Source organism: Rossellomorea sp. NPDC071047, assembly GCF_050270195.1.
Lineage (GTDB): Bacteria > Bacillota > Bacilli > Bacillales > Bacillaceae_B > Rossellomorea.
In genome coordinates this window covers 184,954-202,995 of the sequence record NZ_JBNNJT010000004.1, presented here as the reverse complement: position 1 = coordinate 202,995, position 18,042 = coordinate 184,954, and the positions used below count along the sequence as shown (strand labels likewise).

The 18,042-nt window shown below is 39.4% G+C and carries 18 protein-coding genes; 13 read left to right on the top strand and 5 right to left on the bottom strand.

What is annotated here, in order from left to right:
• Positions 1–133 precede the first annotated feature (133 nt).
• Positions 134–454, top strand: a complete 321-nt coding sequence (locus ACQKFO_RS15240; RefSeq protein ID WP_427599785.1) for a hypothetical protein — start codon at positions 134–136, stop codon at positions 452–454.
• Between the two features lie 59 nt (positions 455–513).
• On the opposite strand, the gene ACQKFO_RS15235 is transcribed toward ACQKFO_RS15240, so the two are convergent.
• Both ACQKFO_RS15235 and ACQKFO_RS15230 read right to left on the bottom strand, forming a co-directional pair.
• Positions 514–837, bottom strand: a complete 324-nt coding sequence (locus ACQKFO_RS15235) for a hypothetical protein (protein WP_427599783.1) — start codon at positions 835–837, stop codon at positions 514–516.
• 744 nt (positions 838–1,581) lie between these two features.
• On the bottom strand, positions 1,582–1,830 hold the full coding sequence (locus ACQKFO_RS15230) for a hypothetical protein (protein WP_427599782.1): 249 nt from the start codon (positions 1,828–1,830) through the stop codon (positions 1,582–1,584).
• Positions 1,831–2,034: 204 nt separating this feature from the next.
• On the opposite strand from ACQKFO_RS15230, the gene ACQKFO_RS15225 reads away from it, so the two are divergent.
• Positions 2,035–2,913, top strand: a complete 879-nt coding sequence (locus tag ACQKFO_RS15225) for a helix-turn-helix domain-containing protein (RefSeq protein WP_427599780.1) — start codon at positions 2,035–2,037, stop codon at positions 2,911–2,913.
• A 51-nt stretch (positions 2,914–2,964) separates the two neighbouring features.
• Positions 2,965–3,654, top strand: coding sequence for a hypothetical protein (locus ACQKFO_RS15220; RefSeq protein ID WP_427599778.1), 690 nt, complete (start codon positions 2,965–2,967; stop codon positions 3,652–3,654).
• 81 nt (positions 3,655–3,735) lie between these two features.
• On the opposite strand, the gene ACQKFO_RS15215 is transcribed toward ACQKFO_RS15220, so the two are convergent.
• Entirely contained in the window at positions 3,736–4,674 is a 939-nt protein-coding gene (locus tag ACQKFO_RS15215) for a LytR family transcriptional regulator (RefSeq protein ID WP_427599777.1), read from the bottom strand.
• Positions 4,675–4,873: 199 nt separating this feature from the next.
• Between ACQKFO_RS15215 and ACQKFO_RS15210 the strand changes: the two genes are divergently transcribed.
• Positions 4,874–6,613, top strand: a complete 1,740-nt coding sequence (locus tag ACQKFO_RS15210) for a cell wall-binding repeat-containing protein (protein ID WP_427599775.1) — start codon at positions 4,874–4,876, stop codon at positions 6,611–6,613.
• 40 nt (positions 6,614–6,653) lie between these two features.
• Here ACQKFO_RS15210 and ACQKFO_RS15205 read toward each other — a convergent pair whose 3' ends face one another.
• Both ACQKFO_RS15205 and ACQKFO_RS15200 read right to left on the bottom strand, forming a co-directional pair.
• The gene (locus ACQKFO_RS15205; protein WP_427599773.1) at positions 6,654–7,892 is read right to left on the bottom strand and encodes a LysM peptidoglycan-binding domain-containing protein; all 1,239 of its coding nucleotides are present in this window, start codon (positions 7,890–7,892) and stop codon (positions 6,654–6,656) included.
• A gap of 99 nt (positions 7,893–7,991) precedes the next feature.
• Positions 7,992–8,789, bottom strand: coding sequence for an SGNH/GDSL hydrolase family protein (locus ACQKFO_RS15200; protein WP_427599771.1), 798 nt, complete (start codon positions 8,787–8,789; stop codon positions 7,992–7,994).
• Between the two features lie 204 nt (positions 8,790–8,993).
• Here ACQKFO_RS15200 and ACQKFO_RS15195 point away from each other — a divergent pair, with 204 nt between their 5' ends.
• The 9 genes from ACQKFO_RS15195 to ACQKFO_RS15155 all read left to right on the top strand — a co-directional run bounded on the left by ACQKFO_RS15195 (position 8,994) and on the right by ACQKFO_RS15155 (position 18,040).
• Complete coding sequence (locus tag ACQKFO_RS15195; protein WP_044339940.1) at positions 8,994–9,740, top strand: YveK family protein; 747 nt, start codon at positions 8,994–8,996, stop codon at positions 9,738–9,740.
• Between the two features lie 16 nt (positions 9,741–9,756).
• Complete coding sequence (locus tag ACQKFO_RS15190) at positions 9,757–10,428, top strand: CpsD/CapB family tyrosine-protein kinase (protein WP_427600000.1); 672 nt, start codon at positions 9,757–9,759, stop codon at positions 10,426–10,428.
• 104 nt (positions 10,429–10,532) lie between these two features.
• The gene (locus ACQKFO_RS15185; RefSeq protein ID WP_427599770.1) at positions 10,533–11,300 is read left to right on the top strand and encodes a tyrosine-protein phosphatase; all 768 of its coding nucleotides are present in this window, start codon (positions 10,533–10,535) and stop codon (positions 11,298–11,300) included.
• Between the two features lie 375 nt (positions 11,301–11,675).
• Positions 11,676–13,001 carry a UDP-glucose dehydrogenase family protein gene (locus tag ACQKFO_RS15180; protein WP_427599769.1) on the top strand — a complete coding sequence of 442 codons (1,326 nt, stop codon included), beginning with the start codon at positions 11,676–11,678 and terminating at the stop codon, positions 12,999–13,001.
• A gap of 21 nt (positions 13,002–13,022) precedes the next feature.
• A complete protein-coding gene (gene galU / locus ACQKFO_RS15175; protein WP_427599768.1) occupies positions 13,023–13,913 on the top strand; it encodes a UTP--glucose-1-phosphate uridylyltransferase GalU in 891 nt (296 codons plus the stop codon).
• Positions 13,914–13,985: 72 nt separating this feature from the next.
• Complete coding sequence (locus ACQKFO_RS15170) at positions 13,986–14,603, top strand: sugar transferase (RefSeq protein ID WP_427599999.1); 618 nt, start codon at positions 13,986–13,988, stop codon at positions 14,601–14,603.
• 15 nt (positions 14,604–14,618) lie between these two features.
• Positions 14,619–15,560: a GDP-L-fucose synthase gene (gene fcl, locus ACQKFO_RS15165; protein ID WP_427599766.1), complete on the top strand. Its 942-nt coding sequence runs from the start codon at positions 14,619–14,621 to the stop codon at positions 15,558–15,560.
• Between the two features lie 25 nt (positions 15,561–15,585).
• A complete protein-coding gene (gene gmd / locus ACQKFO_RS15160) occupies positions 15,586–16,665 on the top strand; it encodes a GDP-mannose 4,6-dehydratase (RefSeq protein ID WP_427599764.1) in 1,080 nt (359 codons plus the stop codon).
• Between the two features lie 73 nt (positions 16,666–16,738).
• The gene (locus ACQKFO_RS15155; protein WP_427599762.1) at positions 16,739–18,040 is read left to right on the top strand and encodes a flippase; all 1,302 of its coding nucleotides are present in this window, start codon (positions 16,739–16,741) and stop codon (positions 18,038–18,040) included.
• Positions 18,041–18,042: the final 2 nt, after the last annotated feature.

The window sequence follows — 18,042 nt, the reverse complement described above, 5'->3', positions numbered from 1 at the left end:
TCTTTACGTATGTATGAGAAGCGTGAAACATATATGCAGTTCAAACTTCATTAAAAAAAGATAGTGGCAGGAGTTTTGTTAAGAAAAGGTGAAATGAATCGTAGGTAAGATTTTATGAAAATGAGGAATCATTATGATTGAAGCACTTATAGGCTTATTATGTGCCATGCTCTTCCTGCTCCTATCATCCATAATCGTTGCAGTAACTCCGGCATATTTGATTAAAAAGAAATTAACCTATGAAAAGAGGGTAGTAGTGGAGGCAGTGTTATGGGGCTTATGCTCAATGGTGGTATTCATACTCAATCTACCATACTTTTTAATCAATTCATTTGCCTGCGCAGCCCTTACAATCAACGCATTGAAATTATTTGCCCTTCCAGTATTGCGCATGTTGAAACGCACGAATAAAAGAAGGTATATCGTTTTGAGACGATTTATGAGGAAATGTTAGAATGGCAGATGCAAAAAGAGGCAGCCCAGATGGGATAGCCTCTTCAATCTAAACAACATTTAATTACTAATTCTTTCCTGCGTCATGTCATAACCAGAATGAATTTCTTTCATCCCGATCACTTTCAGAAAGTGGCGGAGCTTGTTCATGCAGGATTCCCCAAGGTCACCTGCGATTTCGAACTGATCAATGACGGCACACTTCTCAACTTTAGAAGTTGTTACGCTTTGAGTTTTACGATACTCCACATGGTTGTTAATGGCGTACGTGGATACCATGGCTTGCCCGACCTTACAATCACCTTTGGAAAATTCGAATTGGAATTGGATCGACATATCCAAGTCCGAGTATAGAGGATTTACTTTCATGCTTATGCTTTTCATCATGAAGCCCCCTTTCTTTTATTGTACTTTTATCCTACCAAAATTCATTAGAGAAGGTATTTGGCACCACAAAGCAATACAGGGGATATTGGTTTTGAAATCTCCTCAATAGATCACTTTTTCTCCATTTATATAACTCCGGGCATATTCTTAAAAGAATATTTATGATGGAGAATCGCCATGCGAAAGAAGGCTAGTTCCAAAATCACATTCCTGCCAAAGTTCTCTTTAAATGAAGGAAATGGACACAAAAGAATAGAATATCATATATCAGAAGGAAGCGAATTTCAAGAACATCAGGTTTGATGAAAGTTTGAAACGGTATAGTCAGTGAGGAGTCTTACGTTTATACTGGTAAAGTTGTCCTATTAAAATGCACTATATAAAAATATCGTTAAGTAATGAGAGGGAATGGGGAAAAGAAAACGAAGCCGCTAGAGGGTCATGGTTACGTTTCTTTCTAGTGTTATGAATGTATAGACGGATGGTTACATAGTGTCAAAAATACCAGTTTTGAAAAAGCAATGGTGTAAAAGTCAGGGAGGCTATATAAGATCGTTCTCCCTTTCGACAATACCTTGATTATCAAGCAACAAAAGTGAAAAATCCCTCGCTTTTTGATTAATGGTAGGGAAAACTTTCTAGACATATGCTTAAAAGAATATAGTGCGAGTGTAAATTCATATTATAATGAAAAAAAAGCCTCCTGCGTTTGAAGGCTTGTCATCTCTCTAAGTTGGGGTATTAGTAAACAGATGGAAGTTCTTTAGAGTAAACAGAAGGTAATTCAGCCGCATTCTCAGTAGGGGCTTTGTACACAGATGGAAGCTCTGCTACAACTTTAGAGTAAACAGAAGGTAGTTCGGCCACTACATTTGGAGTCGAGTATACAGAAGGTAGTTCAGCTACATCATTAGATGGTGCTTTAACTGCTGCGAAAGCTCCAAGAAGTAAGACAGAAGCAGTGACAATTGTAAGAAAACGTTTTTTCATAGGTATTTCCTCCCTTTTTCAAAGTGAAAGTTTTTGGGTATGATTGATTAAAAGATTGTTAACTATATTAAAGCATATTTAACAAATGCATACATCCCGATTCTAGGGGCTTATTCACCAATTTAAGTGATGAAAGATAAGCCATACGGCTGATTATAATGAAAAATATAATTATAGGAATATTTTTTCTTAGGGGAGATTCACATGGACTTTAGTATCGTAGGTCAAAAAATAAAAGAACTACGTAAGAATATAGGTCTTTCACAGGAAGAGCTGGCAGAAGGGATTTGTACCCAGGCTCAGATAAGTAAAATCGAAAAAGGAGATGTCTTTCCTTACGCATCGACGTTGTTTCTAATATCCAGGAAGCTTGGAGTAGACGTTAACTACTTTTTTGATATAGGAATGACTCCTCGACTTGATTATGTTCTAGAGGTTGGAAGACAGCTGCAAATCGCGAGAAGAAATATGGACTACAAAGAAATGAAAGAAGTGGTCACAGCTGAAGAAGAAAATCCTTTATTCTTTAATAATAACAGAAATTTGCAACTTCTGAAGTGGCATAAAGGAATTTATCAATTTGAACTTGATAAGGATCTCGAGAAAGCAGAAGAAACACTTCGCAAATCCATTTCTTTAACCCACACCACGGATAAAATTTGGACAGAAAGAGAAATTGAAATTCTGTTAACGATAGGAGTCATGTATTTCGAAGAAGGAATCTTTGAACGGGCATCAGAGATCTATCAGGAAGTGAAGTCGCATATTGAAGCACTGCCTCACTTAACGGACTATACGATCAAAACGAGGCTCTACTATAATATTGCCAGAGTATTAACGAGACTGGAAGATATTGATCAATCCACGAAGTACTGTAAAGATGCCATCGACTGGTGCATCCTAAAGGACAATATGTACCTCCTGGGAGAACTTCATTATCACATCGGCTACAACTATGAACTGCAAGGGAAAGTCTCAGCAGCCGAGAAATACATGCAAAAAGCACTCATCGTCTTCGAACTTCAGGGAGACGACAAATTCATCCAATACATCCGTCGGAAAATAGAAAAATTAACGATTTAGGGACGGACCTCCATTCATTCTTTTAAATAAACAGGATTTGAGTGACGGATTATGAACAAAAGACAAAAGTTGTGGCTTAAAATAAGCGGATCTTTCTTCATTATCGGACTTGTCATCATGGTGATCGCAGCGTATTTTCTTATCCAATCCGTAAGAGAGAACTTCTACCAAAAAGCATTTGATAAGAGATATGATTTCACTTCATTGGAAGAGGATGGGATGATCGATGCAGTCCAAGTCTTTCATGGGGTGAAAATCAATACCTTTGGACAAAATGAAAGCGATCCTCCAACAATCATCCTGGAAATCAATGATGAAGAGGAAGCAGAGCTGAAAGGCTATAAGGTAAATCCTGATGAAGAAGGCATGAAACCTTATTCCGACGCGATTCTATATAAGCAGATGACAGATAAACAAACAGGAAAAGAAGAGTTCATAGTCAGCTTACAAACAACTCCTGCAAATGAGAACGATTCAACCACCAAGTACAGAACGTACACAATCAATGAAAATGGAATCATAAAGAAGAGTGATTTTACGTCAGATACCAAATCAAAGCTTGAGACCCAGTGGATTAGAGGCATATCGAAAGAAACACAGGGATATTATACAGACTTACCTTACCAGGACGGTGGAGCATCGTCCTTACTGTTTCTCTCTCTGATCGGCGCCCTGTTTATGGCAGGTGGCTTCTGGGTGGGGAGATCCATAATAATTAAGGATAAAGGAGCAGCCGCTTAAACATGGGCTGTTCTTTTTATTTTCCGTGGATGAGAGTACCGATAAAAAAACCAGCCCCGCAAACCAGGGCTGGCATCATCATCATTCATTCAAATCCAAATGATCCTTCAAATCACTCTGAACTTTTTGTTTCTCTTCTTCAGGAACGATGTAGTAGTAAATACCGCCCAGTTTGGTTCCCTCACCGGCGATTTGACTTTGAGAAATATCCGCAGTCGCACTCTTGTAGTTTTTCTGGATATCAACCATTTCATCAAGTGTTAAATTGGTCTTTACGTTTTCACCAATGGCTCCGAAGATATCGCCGTAATTCCATAGAGAAGATACACTCGCACCTTCTTTAATGACCGCCTCGATGACTTGTCGCTGTCTTGCCTGGCGGCCGAAGTCCCCGCGGGGATCTTCGTAGCGCATACGGGAATAGGCAAGAGCTTCTTTACCGCTAAGTTTTAATGCACCTTCTTTAAACGTATACCCCTCGTAGTTGAAAGTAAAATCATTCTGAACGGTTACCCCGCCGACAGCGTCAACAATATCTCTGAATCCTTCCATATTGATCTTTGCATAGTAATCTATCGGTATATCCAGGAATTCTTCAACTGTATCCATCGTCATTTCTACTCCACCAAAAGCATAGGCATGGTTGATTTTGTCTTCCATTCCTTTACCTACGATATCGACGCGAGTGTCACGAGGGATGCTCATCATTTTAGTCGTTTTCTCATGAGGGTTCACAGTCACAACGATCATAGAGTCAGATCGGCCTCTATCACCGTCTCTTTCATCCACACCTAATAGTAATACGGAGAATGGGTGCTTCTCATTGAACTTTACTTCCTCTGTCCGCTTCTCAGACTTCGGTCTGTCAATTTTCTCGTTCATCGTTTCAGCCGTTTTATTCAGTGAATGATAAATGGAATATGCATATCCTCCACCAGCTAACAATAATAGGATAAAGACAATCCCAACGACTTTCGGCCACTTGCGTTTTCTTTTTTTGTTATGTTTATCTGCTCTCAATATATATCCCACCTATAAATAATGAATTTTACACATATGAAAAATATACTAGAAATAAAGGCAAAAGGGAATACATTAGTAAAATTTTGTCTCTTTTTGTCAGAAGCATCAGAAAACGGGATTGAATTGTCAGGTGACCCTCAACAGGTTGGGTTTATTTGGTATTATTAGAGTAGAGAAAACATAAGGAGGGAATCAATTGATCAAAAAAACCGCCATAACCATTTTACTTATCATCCTTGCATTCAGCCTGGTAAGACTGGACACAGCTAAGGCAAATGTAAACCGGATCAGTGGAGAAAATCGCTTCGATACAGCTGTGGAGATTTCATTTCGGGGATGGGTTAAATCCGACACTGTTGTGCTGGCAAACGGACAAACGTTTCCCGATGCTCTTGCAGGGGGACCGCTGGCTTATAAAATGAGCGCACCGATTCTACTAACCTACAAAAATCGTCTGCCTTCTGAAACAAAAGAAGAAATTGAGCGTTTACAGGCAAAGCATATATACATATTAGGTGGAACCGGCGCAATCGATGCAACCATTGAAAACGAATTGAAAAAGAATAATATCAAGATTACAAGAATCGGAGGAGCCGACCGCTTCCAAACGGCTGCCAAAATCGCCGGATACTTACCTTCCAAGAAGGCAATCGTAGCAAACGGACGAAACTTCCCGGATGCATTGGCAGTGGCTCCATTTGCCGCCAAGAATGGTATTCCGATCGTACTGACGGAATCCAGTACTCTGCCTTCATCCACCAAAAAGATAACAGATCAAAAGGCAGAAACCATAATAGTCGGAGGTAACGGAGTGATCTCTGCGAATGTCGAATCAAAGCTCCCAAGCACAACCAGATATGGCGGAATCGACCGCTATGATACCGCCAGGAACATCATAGAAGGGCTTCCAATGGAAAAGGAAAGAGCTTATGTAGCAACGGGGACAAACTTCGCAGATGCCTTATCGGGGTCAGTACTGGCAGCGAAAGAAAACTCACCTATAATATTAGTGAGAAAAGAAGCTATTCCTTCACCAATAAAAAAACTGCTAAACTCTTATGACTCATTCCGCATTCTTGGAGGGGGCAACGCCGTTTCATCAGTTGTCGAGGAGAAACTGACAGGAAGCTTGGAAGAGTTCCGTTTCCAAGGAGTTCATGTCAATGCTACCGAAGAATTGCTTCGCTCTTCCTTGGGTGATCCCCGGCGAATCGATGAAAGCAGATTCAGCTTTGATTGGTATGTTTATAATCAGGATCCCAAGAAGTACATCCAATACGGCATATTCAAAGGGGTCGTTGTGGCTGTCTATTCAAATTCGGATAGCTGGTTATCCCAATCAGGACTTAAGCTTGGTCTGAGCAAAACAGAAGTAGAAGCCAAAATGAACCAAATAGGCGCCAGTCATAATCAGGCCAACGATTATGATTACGATGAAATGCTTATACGTACCTACTATGATAAAAATGATGGGAATACCCTTTCCGGCATCTTACTCATGAGAGAAGATTTCACGATAACCAATCCGGACGTGAACGAAACAGAATTAAGAAACAGCATGGAGAAGCAGATTCTCGACCAGGCAAATGCATTACGGGCAAGACATCTAGTGGCTCCTCTTCAGGCAGATGTAAAGGTTCAAGAAGTAGCAAGAGCCCATAGCAAAGACATGGCCATTAGAAACTTCTTCAGTCATAATAACCCCGATGGTCTATCATCCTTTGAAAGAATGGACCGGGCGGGAATCTCTTACTCATCAGCGGGGGAAAACATCGCCGCGGGTCAATTCAATGCCATTGATGTCCATGATGCCTGGGTAAACTCATCCGGTCACCGTAAGAACATCCTGAGTCCCCTCTTCAAACAACTGGGTACAGGAGTATACTTCGGCGGTGAGTACGGGGTTTACTATACACAAAATTTCTATACACCATAAAAAGAACCCGGTGACATTTGAGTCATCGGGTTCTGCTATTCTACAATTCATAAAATCTCTTAAATCCATCAAACTTCGATTTCCAATAAGAGTTACTTAAGCTTGTAACCTGGACACCATTGTCCCCGGCATGAATGAATTCATTATTTCCGATATAAATGCCTAAGTGAGAAATGCCTTTTTTATATGTATTTTCGAAGAATACAAGGTCACCCGGCTGAGGTGAATTCACGTAATAGGAGCGACTGTAGTATCCTTCACTGGATAGACGCTTTACACTTTTAGCACCGGCTTCTTTAAAGACGTAATAGATGAAGCCGCTGCAATCAAAGCCGCCGACCGATGAGCCTCCCCATACATAAGGGGTTCCCATATGAGACGTTGCCTCACTTAATAATTTATCAACGGAAAAGGACGAAGATTGATTTGGGGACGAAGCTGGCGGCTTGACTGCCTGAGACGTACCCTTCACTTTCAGAACCTGTCCGATACGCAGGAAATCACTTGAAAGATTATTCCAATTTCTTAAGTCACTTACACTCACACCGAATGCTGCACCAATATGAGACAGAGTATCCCCCGACTTAACGGTATAGCTTGTCATTGAGCTGTCCGGTTTAGTAGGAGCTGGTTGCGTCGGTGCCGGACTGACAGGCTGAGCGCCTGATTTCGACACTTTCAGTACTTGTCCAATCGATAAGAAATCGCTCGAAAGTCCATTCCAACTTTTTAATTGGGCTACCGTTACACCAAACTTCATCCCGATATGGGACAATGTATCTCCCGACTGTACCGAATAGCTCGTCATGGCGCCATCCTGTTTAGGTGGAGCAGGAGCTGGTGCCGGACTGCTCGGTGCAGGCGTAGCACCGGATTTGGATACTTTCAACACCTGTCCGGGATAGATCAGATGATTACTCAAACCATTCCAGCTCATTAAATCAGCAAGGGAAATCGAATGCTTTCCGGCAATCTGTCCTAATGTATCTCCGGACTTGATTGTGTACGTTTTAGCAGATGATTGACCTGAGTTCTGCTTTGGTGGCGCTTGTGGAGCCTGTGCACCGCTCGCGGCAACCTTCAATACCTGATTAGGGAAAATCATCTCCGACTGCAGTTTGTTCCAACTCTTTAAGTTGGCAACGCTTGTGTCATATTTGTTTGCGATCAGCCAAAGGGAGTCGCCTGACTCCACCTTGTGAGTGCTTGCCGAGGCATAGCTAACAAACGAAGACGAGAGAACAGCCGTAGCTGCTACAGAAACCAATGTCTTTTTCACGTACACTTCTCCTTTATTGTCATAGTTTGATAGATAATACCGTCATTTTATCACATAATTTGGCGGAAAAAACTAAAATATTCCTTAAATAGTAAAAATTTATTTCTTTTCTACTAGGAAGTCGATGATTCCTTTGGCCCAGACAGTGTGTCCCTGCTCATTGGGACTGCTTACATCATCCAGATACGTTTTGATTTCTTCATCTTCTACATCGGGCCAGTTAGACCAGTGGTCGATAAACGGAATATCATTCTCTTCAGCGTACTCTTGAATCTCGGTAACCTGTGCTGCATAATTCGCCGGCTGATAGATAGGCTGAGGAGGGGTAAGGACGAATGCGGATCCTGGTGATGACTCTTTTACTTCATCTATAATTGTTCCGATGCTTTGAAGAGTGTCCTCAATCGTAACATTTCCATTATCTATGAACACAAACGGCTCAAAAATGACGAGCCCGGGCTGTAATTCCCCAACTTCTTCATATCTTTCCTCTCGAACGAACTCAAGTGTAGTGGTTTCAAAGGAAAGACTTTCGATTGAAACAGTGTCCCCGTATTCTTCTTCTAAAGCTTCCGCTACCTTGTCATTCCATCCCTCTTCAATGGAATCCATTTCGGTTGACCCCATTAAAACAATATTGAAGGGTTCTCCAGCTTCCAGCTTTTCTTTATAAAGAGAACGGGCATCTTCCGGCCAATTGACTGTAGTAGATAGATACTCCCCTTCCTCTGTTCCAAGGGATGTTGGTTCACTCTTATCAGATTCACCTTGTTCCTCTGAACTTGAAGACGAATCCGCAGACGTTGAGTCCGACGTCATCGACTTCCAGTGAAGATTCCCGTACACGATAACCCCACCACATAATATAAGTAGGAAAAAAATAAAGACTTTTTTCATTACGAACCTCCTATGAATATTGAACTTGGAAAATGGAACCAAATCCGGATAGCCCCTTCCAATAATAAACAATCTATTGTTTAATAGATATGTAACAAAAGATTTCAATTCTATTAAAATTATGACAAGATTCCCTAAAAATAACAAGAACTTATGATATAATATGACGAGATTTTTATTTTTGAAGAAATTTAGGAGGCTATCATGGAAGAAACCATCAGTTTAAAGGAGCTCATTCAGACGTTGAAGAAACGCATGAGTCTCATCATCATACTGACCCTTATGGCAGTATTGGTAAGTGCGGCCATCAGCTATTTTGTCCTCACACCAATCTATCAATCGTCCACTCAATTGCTCGTGAATAAATCGAAAGACGACCAACAGTCATTTAATGTAGGGGAAGTGCAAACAAACCTGCAGTTAATCAATACGTATAATGTCATTATGAAGAGCCCGGCTATTCTGGATATTGTTATTGATGATCTTAAGTTAGATATGACCACTGGGGCACTAAATGAAAAAGTAACGGTTCAAAGTGAAAAGGATTCCCAAGTCGTGAACATCTCCGTTCAGGATGAAGATCCTAAACAGGCAGCAGCCATCGCGAATAAGATTGCCGAAGTATTTCAAACAGAAATTGTGAAGATCATGAATGTCGATAATGTAAGCATTCTTGCAAAGGCAGAACTTGGAGAAAACCCATCTCCGATTAAACCTCAACCACTATTAAATATCGCGATTGCACTGGTAGTCGGATTAATGGCAGGTGTAGGACTTGCTTTCTTATTAGAATTCTTGGATAACACAGTGAAAACAGAGCAGGACATCGAGAAAGGTCTCGAGCTCCCTGTACTAGGGGTAATCCCGACGATTACCGACAGTGAATTTCAAAAGGTAGCTCATCGCCAGGAAAGAACGTCAAGACGCAGAGGTGAAAGTGTCGGTGTTTAATAAACAGAAGAAATCAATGAACGCAAATACACGTAAGCTAATAGCGAAAGTCAATCCGAAGTCACCTGTATCGGAGCAATTTCGTACGATACGTACGAATATTCAATTCTCATCCGTCGATCAGGAATACCGATCGATTATGGTATCATCTGCAGGTCCCGGAGAAGGGAAGTCCACAACGGCTGCGAACTTAGCCGTAGTCTTTGCCCAGCAGGGGAAGACCGTCCTCCTGGTCGATGCTGATATGAGAAAGCCAACCGTTCACTATACGTTTAACTTCCCGAACACGACGGGATTAACGAATATTCTATCGAGACAAGTGACCCTAAAGGAAGCTGTTAAAGACAGCGGCGTGGATAAGCTTCATATTCTTTCAAGCGGTCCGGTGCCTCCTAATCCGGCAGAGCTTCTAAGTTCAAGAGCAATGGAGAACTTCTTTGAAGAAGCATATAAAGAATACGACTTGATCATATTTGATACGCCACCAGTACTGGTAGTTACAGATGCACAAATTATGGCTAACCAGTGCCATGGAAGCATCCTAGTCGTTTCAAGCGGGAAAACAGAAATGGATCCGGCAAAGAAAGCGAAGGAGCTTCTTCAATCGACAAAAGGAAAGCTGTTAGGATGCGTGCTTAATAATAAGAAAGCTTCAGAAACAGACTATTATTACTATTACGGAAATTAAATAGAATTCGACAAAATTCACCTCTTTACAAATATACCTAGTGGTGTAAAATGGTAGTCGTTGTAATAATAAGTCGAAAGAACTAGAAAAAGGGGGAGTTAGTAATGATTGACATTCATAGCCATATCCTGCCCGGGGTTGATGACGGAGCCAATACGATCTACGACAGTATCGATATGGCGAAACAGGCTGTCTCAGAAGGGATCCATACAATCATTGCGACTCCTCATCACCGTAATGGGAAATACGACAACGTGAAGTCTGACATCCTTCCACTTGTGAAAGAAGTGAATGATCGTTTTAAAGAAGAGCAAATCAACCTTGAAGTTCTACCCGGTCAAGAGTCCCGCATTTATGGTGAAATTTTAGAAGATTACCAAAAAGGTGACATCTTGCCATTAAACCAAGTATCCCAATATCTTTTCATAGAATTTCCGTCTAGCTCAGTTCCAAGGTATGCTGAAAAGCTTCTCTATGATATTCAGGTAACGGGTCTGACGCCGGTCATTGTTCATCCCGAACGAAATGCAGAACTGATCGAGCGACCTGAAAAGCTATATAAGCTTGTACAAGGGGGAGCCGCTACGCAACTGACAGCCTCCAGCCTTACAGGATACTTCGGCAAGAACATCCAGAAGTTCTCACAACAAATGATCCAAGCCAACCTGACCCACTTCATCGCATCAGACGCACACAATATACATAATCGCACCTTTAAAATGGAAGAAGCAATGGATTATATAGAGAAGAAGTATGGAATAGACATGGTCTATTACTTTACCGAAAATGCAGAGATATTAGTAGATGGGAAAACAATCTATAAAGAGATTCCTGAAGAGATTAAAAAGAAAAAATTCTTGGGGATTTTCTAATGGAATCAATCATGAAATAGAATCCTAAGGTACTATTGTCGTTGGTAAATTGGAGAAATAAGTTGCACACAGACAACAGTAGAATTTTGGGAATGTCTCCTTACCGTTATCATTGGAGGCACTCGGTCACGCCGTGGGTGAAGAGGAAACTTTGCCTTAGACGCTTGTCGTCAATGGTGGGATGTGAGGAAGGGTTAGATGCCCACATTTACTATTTTATTAGAAAGAAGTAAAGAAAAACAATGAAAACGCTTTATTTATCAGTTAGTTAAGGTTCCAATTGGATACCTAATGAAAAAACATTTGGAAATTGTGTTTTTTCATTAGGTATTTATTATGTCGTAAATAAGAATTCAAGAGAAAAAGGAGAAGGTTATGAATATAGCAGTAGTTGGTACAGGATATGTTGGGTTAGTAACTGGTACTTGTTTATCAGAGATTGGTCACCACGTGACATGCATAGATATAGATGAAGCAAAGGTCAATTCAATGAGAAAAGGGATTTCCCCGATCTATGAACCAGGCCTGGACGAATTGATGAAGAAGAATATTGAAAACAAACGTTTAGCCTTCACGACCAAACATTCTGAAGCGTTTCAATCAGCTGATGTTATATACATAGCAGTGGGAACTCCTGAAAAAGAGGATGGATCGGCTAATCTTGCTTTTGTTGAGCAGGTAGCGATCGACATCGCAACCGGAATCACACATGATGTAGTTGTCGTCACGAAAAGCACCGTGCCGGTTGGAACGAACCATTGGATCAAAGAAACGATTCAAAAGCACCTAGTTCATCCGGTGAAAGTAGAAATCGTCTCGAATCCAGAATTTCTACGGGAAGGTGCAGCCATCTATGATTCTTTCCACGGTGACCGAATCGTTGTAGGAGCAGACAATCCTATTGCAGCGGATGTCATTGAAGAAATTAACAAACCATATGGTATCCCAGTATTCAAGACTGATATTCGCAGTGCTGAAATGATCAAATACGCTGCCAATGCATTCTTAGCAACAAAGATCAGTTTTATCAATGAGATCTCGAACATATGTGAAAGAGTAGAAGCAAACGTTGAAGATGTAGCAGTTGGGATGGGATTAGATAACCGTATCGGCTCACAATTCCTAAACGCTGGAATTGGGTATGGAGGTTCATGTTTCCCAAAAGATACTAAAGCACTTGTACAAATCGCCGGAAACGTAGAATACGAGTTCGAATTATTAAAAGGTGTCATCGAAGTTAATAAAAAGCAGCAAAGCATCCTATTAACGAAACTGCAAGATCGTTTTGGTAGCTTAGAAGGGAAAAAGATTGCTGTCCTAGGCTTAGCATTCAAACCTAACACGGATGATATGCGAGAAGCAGCCTCCATCCCAGTGACAAGCCATTTAATCGAGCAAGGAGCTAACGTCATAGCTTACGATCCGGTAGCGATGGAACAAGCCAAGAAATTCATTCATCCAAACGTATCCTTTGCGTCATCAACCGAAGAAGCCTTAAAAGATGCCGACGCAACACTCATCCTAACAGAATGGTCCGAATTCAAAGATCTTAATTTAAACACATTCAAATTAACCATGAAACAGCCAATTATCTTCGATGGGCGTAATTGCTATGACATCGAAGTGATGCATAATAAAGGGATCGAGTATTACTCAATGGGGAGACCAGCTGTAAATACTAGAGAAAAAGCTGGCGTATAAAAATTAGAGGGGGACTAGAATATGAAAAAAGTAAGAAAAGCCATCATTCCAGCGGCAGGATTAGGAACTCGCTTCCTGCCGGCTACAAAAGCAATGCCGAAAGAAATGCTTCCAATCGTAGACAAACCAACGATCCAATACATAGTAGAGGAAGCCATCGCATCGGGTATTGAAGACATCATCATTGTAACGGGTAAAGGAAAGCGTGCAATTGAAGATCACTTCGACCTAGCTCCTGAACTAGAAAGAAACCTAGCAGAAAAAGGAAAACTGGAATTACTAGAAAAAGTTCAACACTCAAGCAACCTAGTAAACATTCATTATATTCGCCAAAAAGAACCTAAAGGATTAGGACATGCAGTTTGGTGTGCACGTAACTTTATTGGAGACGAGCCTTTCGCAGTTCTACTTGGGGATGACATTGTCGTAAGTGAAACTCCTTGCGTCAAACAACTCATCAATCAATATGAAGAAACTGGATCTTCCGTCATAGGTGTACAAACGGTTGAACACAACCAAACAAACCGCTATGGAATTATTGATCCAGCTACAAAAGAAGATAGAAGATATCAGGTTAATAACTTCGTAGAAAAACCAGCATTAGGAACAGCTCCGTCAAACCTAGCAATCATGGGACGTTACTTACTTACACCAGAAATCTTCGGCTTACTAGAAAATCAAGAAACTGGAGCTGGCGGAGAGATTCAATTAACAGATGCCATCCAAAAATTAAATGAAACTCAAAAAGTGTATGCATATGATTTCGAAGGCAAACGTTACGACGTTGGTGAAAAACTTGGTTTCGTAAAAACAACCATTGATTTTGCACTAGAACATGAAGAAATCCGCGATTCAATCCTAGAGTATATGAGTTCCTTAGTAGAGGAAAACAAAAAAGTAGAAATGAAGTAAAGGCAGGTAAAATAGATGGCAAACCTAGCTGAACAAGATTTTTTATATACTCAATCTGGCACAAAAGTGAAAATGAAGGATTCAAGATTCTATCTAACTCAGAAAAGAATCATAGATATCATTGGGGCTTCAATCGGTGTGTGTTTACTTAGTGGACTATTTTTAATTGTAGCTATTCTTATCAAAATAGAAGATCCCAAAGGTCCAATATTTTTTAGCCAAAAACGAGTTGGGAAAAATGGCAGAGAGTTTAATATGTATAAGTTTCGTTCAATGGTGGCCGATGCAGAAGAACGGTTATTTGAACTTCTAAAGCTCAACGAGACGACAGGAGCCATGTTCAAGATGAAAAATGATCCTCGAGTCACAAAAATAGGAAGGTTCATTCGCAAGACGAGCATTGATGAACTTCCTCAATTGTTTAATGTGCTAAAAGGTGAAATGAGCCTGGTAGGTCCTCGTCCACCACTAATTAGAGAAGTGGCGGAGTATACAAGTTATGACAAACAGCGTCTACTAGTTACACCAGGCTGTACTGGACTATGGCAAGTAAGTGGTCGGAGTAATATTGGCTTCAATGAAATGGTTGAATTGGATTTGAATTATATTAAAAAAAGAAATACATGGTTTGATATAAAGATAATCTTCAAAACAGTGTTATTATTATTTGGTTCGAAAAATGCATACTAAGGGTGGAGGTTAACAATGAGAAAAGATTCGAAGATTTATGTTGCAGGACACAGAGGATTAGTTGGTTCTGCTATTCTAAGAAAATTACAATCGGAAGGTTATACGAATCTACTATATAGAACGAGTAAAGAGCTGGATTTAAGAGACAAAGGTAAAGTGGATCAGTTTTTTCAAGAGGAAAAACCTGAATACGTATTCCTGGCGGCTGCGAAAGTTGGTGGAATTGTTGCAAACAATGAATACCCTGCAGATTTCATTAGAGACAACCTGTTAATACAAACGAATGTCATTGATGCTTCTTATCGAAATAATGTAGAAAAACTATTATTTCTAGGAAGTACTTGTATCTATCCTAAAATGGCTCCTCAACCTCTAAAAGAAGAATATCTTCTTACTGGAGAATTAGAACCCACAAACGAACCATATGCTATTGCGAAAATAGCAGGAATTAAAATGTGTGAATCATACAATCGTCAATATGGTACGAAGTACATCTCTGCCATGCCAACCAACTTATACGGGGAAAATGATAATTTTGATTTACAAACTTCTCACGTATTACCAGCACTACTTCGTAAATTCCATGAAGCGAAAGAGACAAATGCTCCTTTTGTTGAAATGTGGGGAACAGGTACCCCTAAACGTGAGTTTCTGTACTCAGACGATTTAGCAGATGCATGCCTATTCCTTATGGAAAACTATGAAGGTAATCAAATTGTGAACATTGGTGTCGGTGAAGACATCGCCATTAAAGAATTAGGCGGAAAAATTAAAGCTGTAGTGGGATATGAAGGAGACATTCAATTCGATACCACAAAGCCAGATGGAACACCACGTAAGTTAGTGGATGTTACAAAAATAAATTCCATAGGGTGGAAAGCATCTACATCCCTAGAAGATGGATTACAAAAAGCATACCAATGGTTTCTAGAAAACGAACTAACAACTACAAAATAATTGTCGAAATAGATGGAGGACTAACATGAAAAAAGCATTAATTACTGGAGTAACAGGACAAGACGGATCTTATTTGGCGGAATTTTTATTAGAAAAAGGGTATGAGGTACACGGTGTTATCCGACGTTCTTCTTCTTATAACCAAGAGCGCTTAGAAGATATTATGTCCGCAGAGGAAGCAGATGCGTTAGTAAATAATCAAAATTTCCATCTTCATTATGGGGATGTAACGGATGCTTTAAATGTTACCAGATTAGTTGGGGATATCAAACCCGATGAGATTTATAACTTAGCAGCTCAATCACATGTTCGAGTTTCCTTTGATATGCCTGGCTATACTCTAGATGTTGATGCCAAGGGTACTTTGAATATTTTAGAAGCAGTACGTATTCTAGGATTAACTGATAAAACCCGAGTTTATCAAGCATCAACTTCTGAACTATACGGAAAAGTTCAAGAGGTACCACAAAAAGAAACAACTCCTTTCTATCCAAGGTCTCCGTACGGAGTGGCTAAAATTTATGGATTCTGGATTACTAAAAATTATCGTGAATCTTACAATATGTTTGCGGTAAACGGTATTTTATTTAATCATGAATCTGAGAGACGTGGAGAAACATTCGTTACCCGTAAAATTACATTAGCTGCTGCACGTATAGCACAAGGAAAGCAAGAGAAACTGACGTTGGGTAATTTAGATTCGTTGCGTGACTGGGGTTACGCTAAAGATTATGTTGAATGTATGTGGTTAATCCTTCAACATGACAAACCGGAGGATTTTGTTATTGCAACAGGAGAAATGCATACAGTTCGTGAGTTTGTAGAGTTAGCTTTTAAACATACAAATATAGAAATTGAATGGGCAGGAAATGGACTTGAAGAAAAAGGAATTAATAAGGCGACTGGTAAAGTGGTTGTTGATATTGATCCAAAGTTCTTCAGACCAGCGGAGGTTGATCAACTATTGGGGGATCCAACAAAAGCAAAAACTTTACTTAAATGGAATCCTACAAAGACTTCCTTTGAGGAGTTAGTTCAAATCATGGCTGAAGAAGATCTGAAGAAAGTAGAAAAAGAAGAGAAGAAAAAAATAATGTTCGATTAAAAAAGATATAGCCTAGCTGAAAAAAGCTAGGCTATAGACTTTTGGTATCTTTTCCACAGGAGGGAAGAGCAACTTGAGAAAAATAGCTAGGCTAAACAATACTCTAGCTAATACAGGCTGGCTTTTTGTTGACAAAATTTTAAGGATGTCAGTCAATTTAATTATTAGTGTGTGGATTGCAAAATATTTAGGGCCTAAGAACTTTGGACTGCTAAATTATGCCTTATCAATAATAATGATTGTTTCAGCGGTAACCCCATTAGGGCTAGTTGGAATAGTGGTAAGAGATTTAGTAAAACAACCTAATAAGAAAAACGTAATCTTAGGGACATCATTCAGCTTAAGATTAATAAGTAGTATTATTGGTTTCTGCCTATTAATGATTTTGGTATGGTTCAATAATGATGATACAACTACAAATTACGTTTTACTAATATTGGCTTTTTCTGTTTTATTTCAACCTTTAGAAATTATTGCTATTTGGTTCGAATCCGAAGTTAAAAGTAAATATACGGTAATCTCAAAGGGCATTGTTTTTGCTATTATTTCAGCTTTAAAACTTTTGAGTATTATACTGAATTTAAATCTAATTATTATTGCCTGGATTTTTTCCTTAGAATTAATATTGGGATCGATATCCTTATTAATAATATTTCTTTATAAAAAGAATTCAATGCGAGTATGGAGTTTTAACAAAAGTATTGCAATAGATATGTTAAAACAATCATGGCCATTAATCTTTTCAAGTATGGCAGCTATTATATATATGAAAGTTGACCAGATAATGTTGAAACACCTAGTTGATGAAGTCGCAGTAGGTATTTATTCTGTAGCAGTTAGGTTAACAGAAGCGTGGTATTTTATTCCTATTGCTATAGTTTCTTCATATTTTCCTAAACTGGTAAAAGATAAAATTGAATCAAAAGATAAGTACTTTAAAAACTTACAGAAATTGCTCGATTTACTCTTCGTAATGTCATTTACACTGGCTATTGTGACATCTTTTTTATCAGGTTATGTGATAGACTTTTTATTTGGTGAAGAATACATAGAATCGGCAAATGTACTATCAATACAAATCTGGACTGGTGTATTTGTGTTTTTAAGGACATTATTGAGCAAATGGTTAATAAATGAAGGGTTATTGATTTATTCCTTAGTTAGCCATGGTTTAGGTGCGGTAAGTAATATATTGTTAAATCTAATACTTATTCCAAACTATGGAGCTACAGGAGCATCAATTGCCACTTTAATATCTTATAGTGTGTCAACCTATTTGTTTTTATTTTTATCTAGAAAAACCTTTCCACTGGCAAAGTTAATGACAAAATCACTTTTAATTTTTATTAGAATTATCAAGCTATCTAGGAAGTGAAA

What these genes read in the sequence shown, in the direction of transcription:
- ACQKFO_RS15240 (WP_427599785.1), top strand. Translation starts at nt 134, where the DNA reads ATGATTGAAGCACTTATAGGCTTATTATGTGCCATGCTCTTCCTGCTC.
- ACQKFO_RS15235 (WP_427599783.1), bottom strand. Translation starts at nt 837, where the DNA reads ATGAAAAGCATAAGCATGAAAGTAAATCCTCTATACTCGGACTTGGAT.
- ACQKFO_RS15230 (WP_427599782.1), bottom strand. Translation starts at nt 1,830, where the DNA reads ATGAAAAAACGTTTTCTTACAATTGTCACTGCTTCTGTCTTACTTCTT.
- ACQKFO_RS15225 (WP_427599780.1), top strand. Translation starts at nt 2,035, where the DNA reads ATGGACTTTAGTATCGTAGGTCAAAAAATAAAAGAACTACGTAAGAAT.
- ACQKFO_RS15220 (WP_427599778.1), top strand. Translation starts at nt 2,965, where the DNA reads ATGAACAAAAGACAAAAGTTGTGGCTTAAAATAAGCGGATCTTTCTTC.
- ACQKFO_RS15200 (WP_427599771.1), bottom strand. Translation starts at nt 8,789, where the DNA reads ATGAAAAAAGTCTTTATTTTTTTCCTACTTATATTATGTGGTGGGGTT.
- ACQKFO_RS15195 (WP_044339940.1), top strand. Translation starts at nt 8,994, where the DNA reads ATGGAAGAAACCATCAGTTTAAAGGAGCTCATTCAGACGTTGAAGAAA.
- ACQKFO_RS15190 (WP_427600000.1), top strand. Translation starts at nt 9,757, where the DNA reads ATGAACGCAAATACACGTAAGCTAATAGCGAAAGTCAATCCGAAGTCA.
- ACQKFO_RS15185 (WP_427599770.1), top strand. Translation starts at nt 10,533, where the DNA reads ATGATTGACATTCATAGCCATATCCTGCCCGGGGTTGATGACGGAGCC.
- ACQKFO_RS15180 (WP_427599769.1), top strand. Translation starts at nt 11,676, where the DNA reads ATGAATATAGCAGTAGTTGGTACAGGATATGTTGGGTTAGTAACTGGT.
- galU (WP_427599768.1), top strand. Translation starts at nt 13,023, where the DNA reads ATGAAAAAAGTAAGAAAAGCCATCATTCCAGCGGCAGGATTAGGAACT.
- ACQKFO_RS15170 (WP_427599999.1), top strand. Translation starts at nt 13,986, where the DNA reads ATGAAGGATTCAAGATTCTATCTAACTCAGAAAAGAATCATAGATATC.
- fcl (WP_427599766.1), top strand. Translation starts at nt 14,619, where the DNA reads ATGAGAAAAGATTCGAAGATTTATGTTGCAGGACACAGAGGATTAGTT.
- gmd (WP_427599764.1), top strand. Translation starts at nt 15,586, where the DNA reads ATGAAAAAAGCATTAATTACTGGAGTAACAGGACAAGACGGATCTTAT.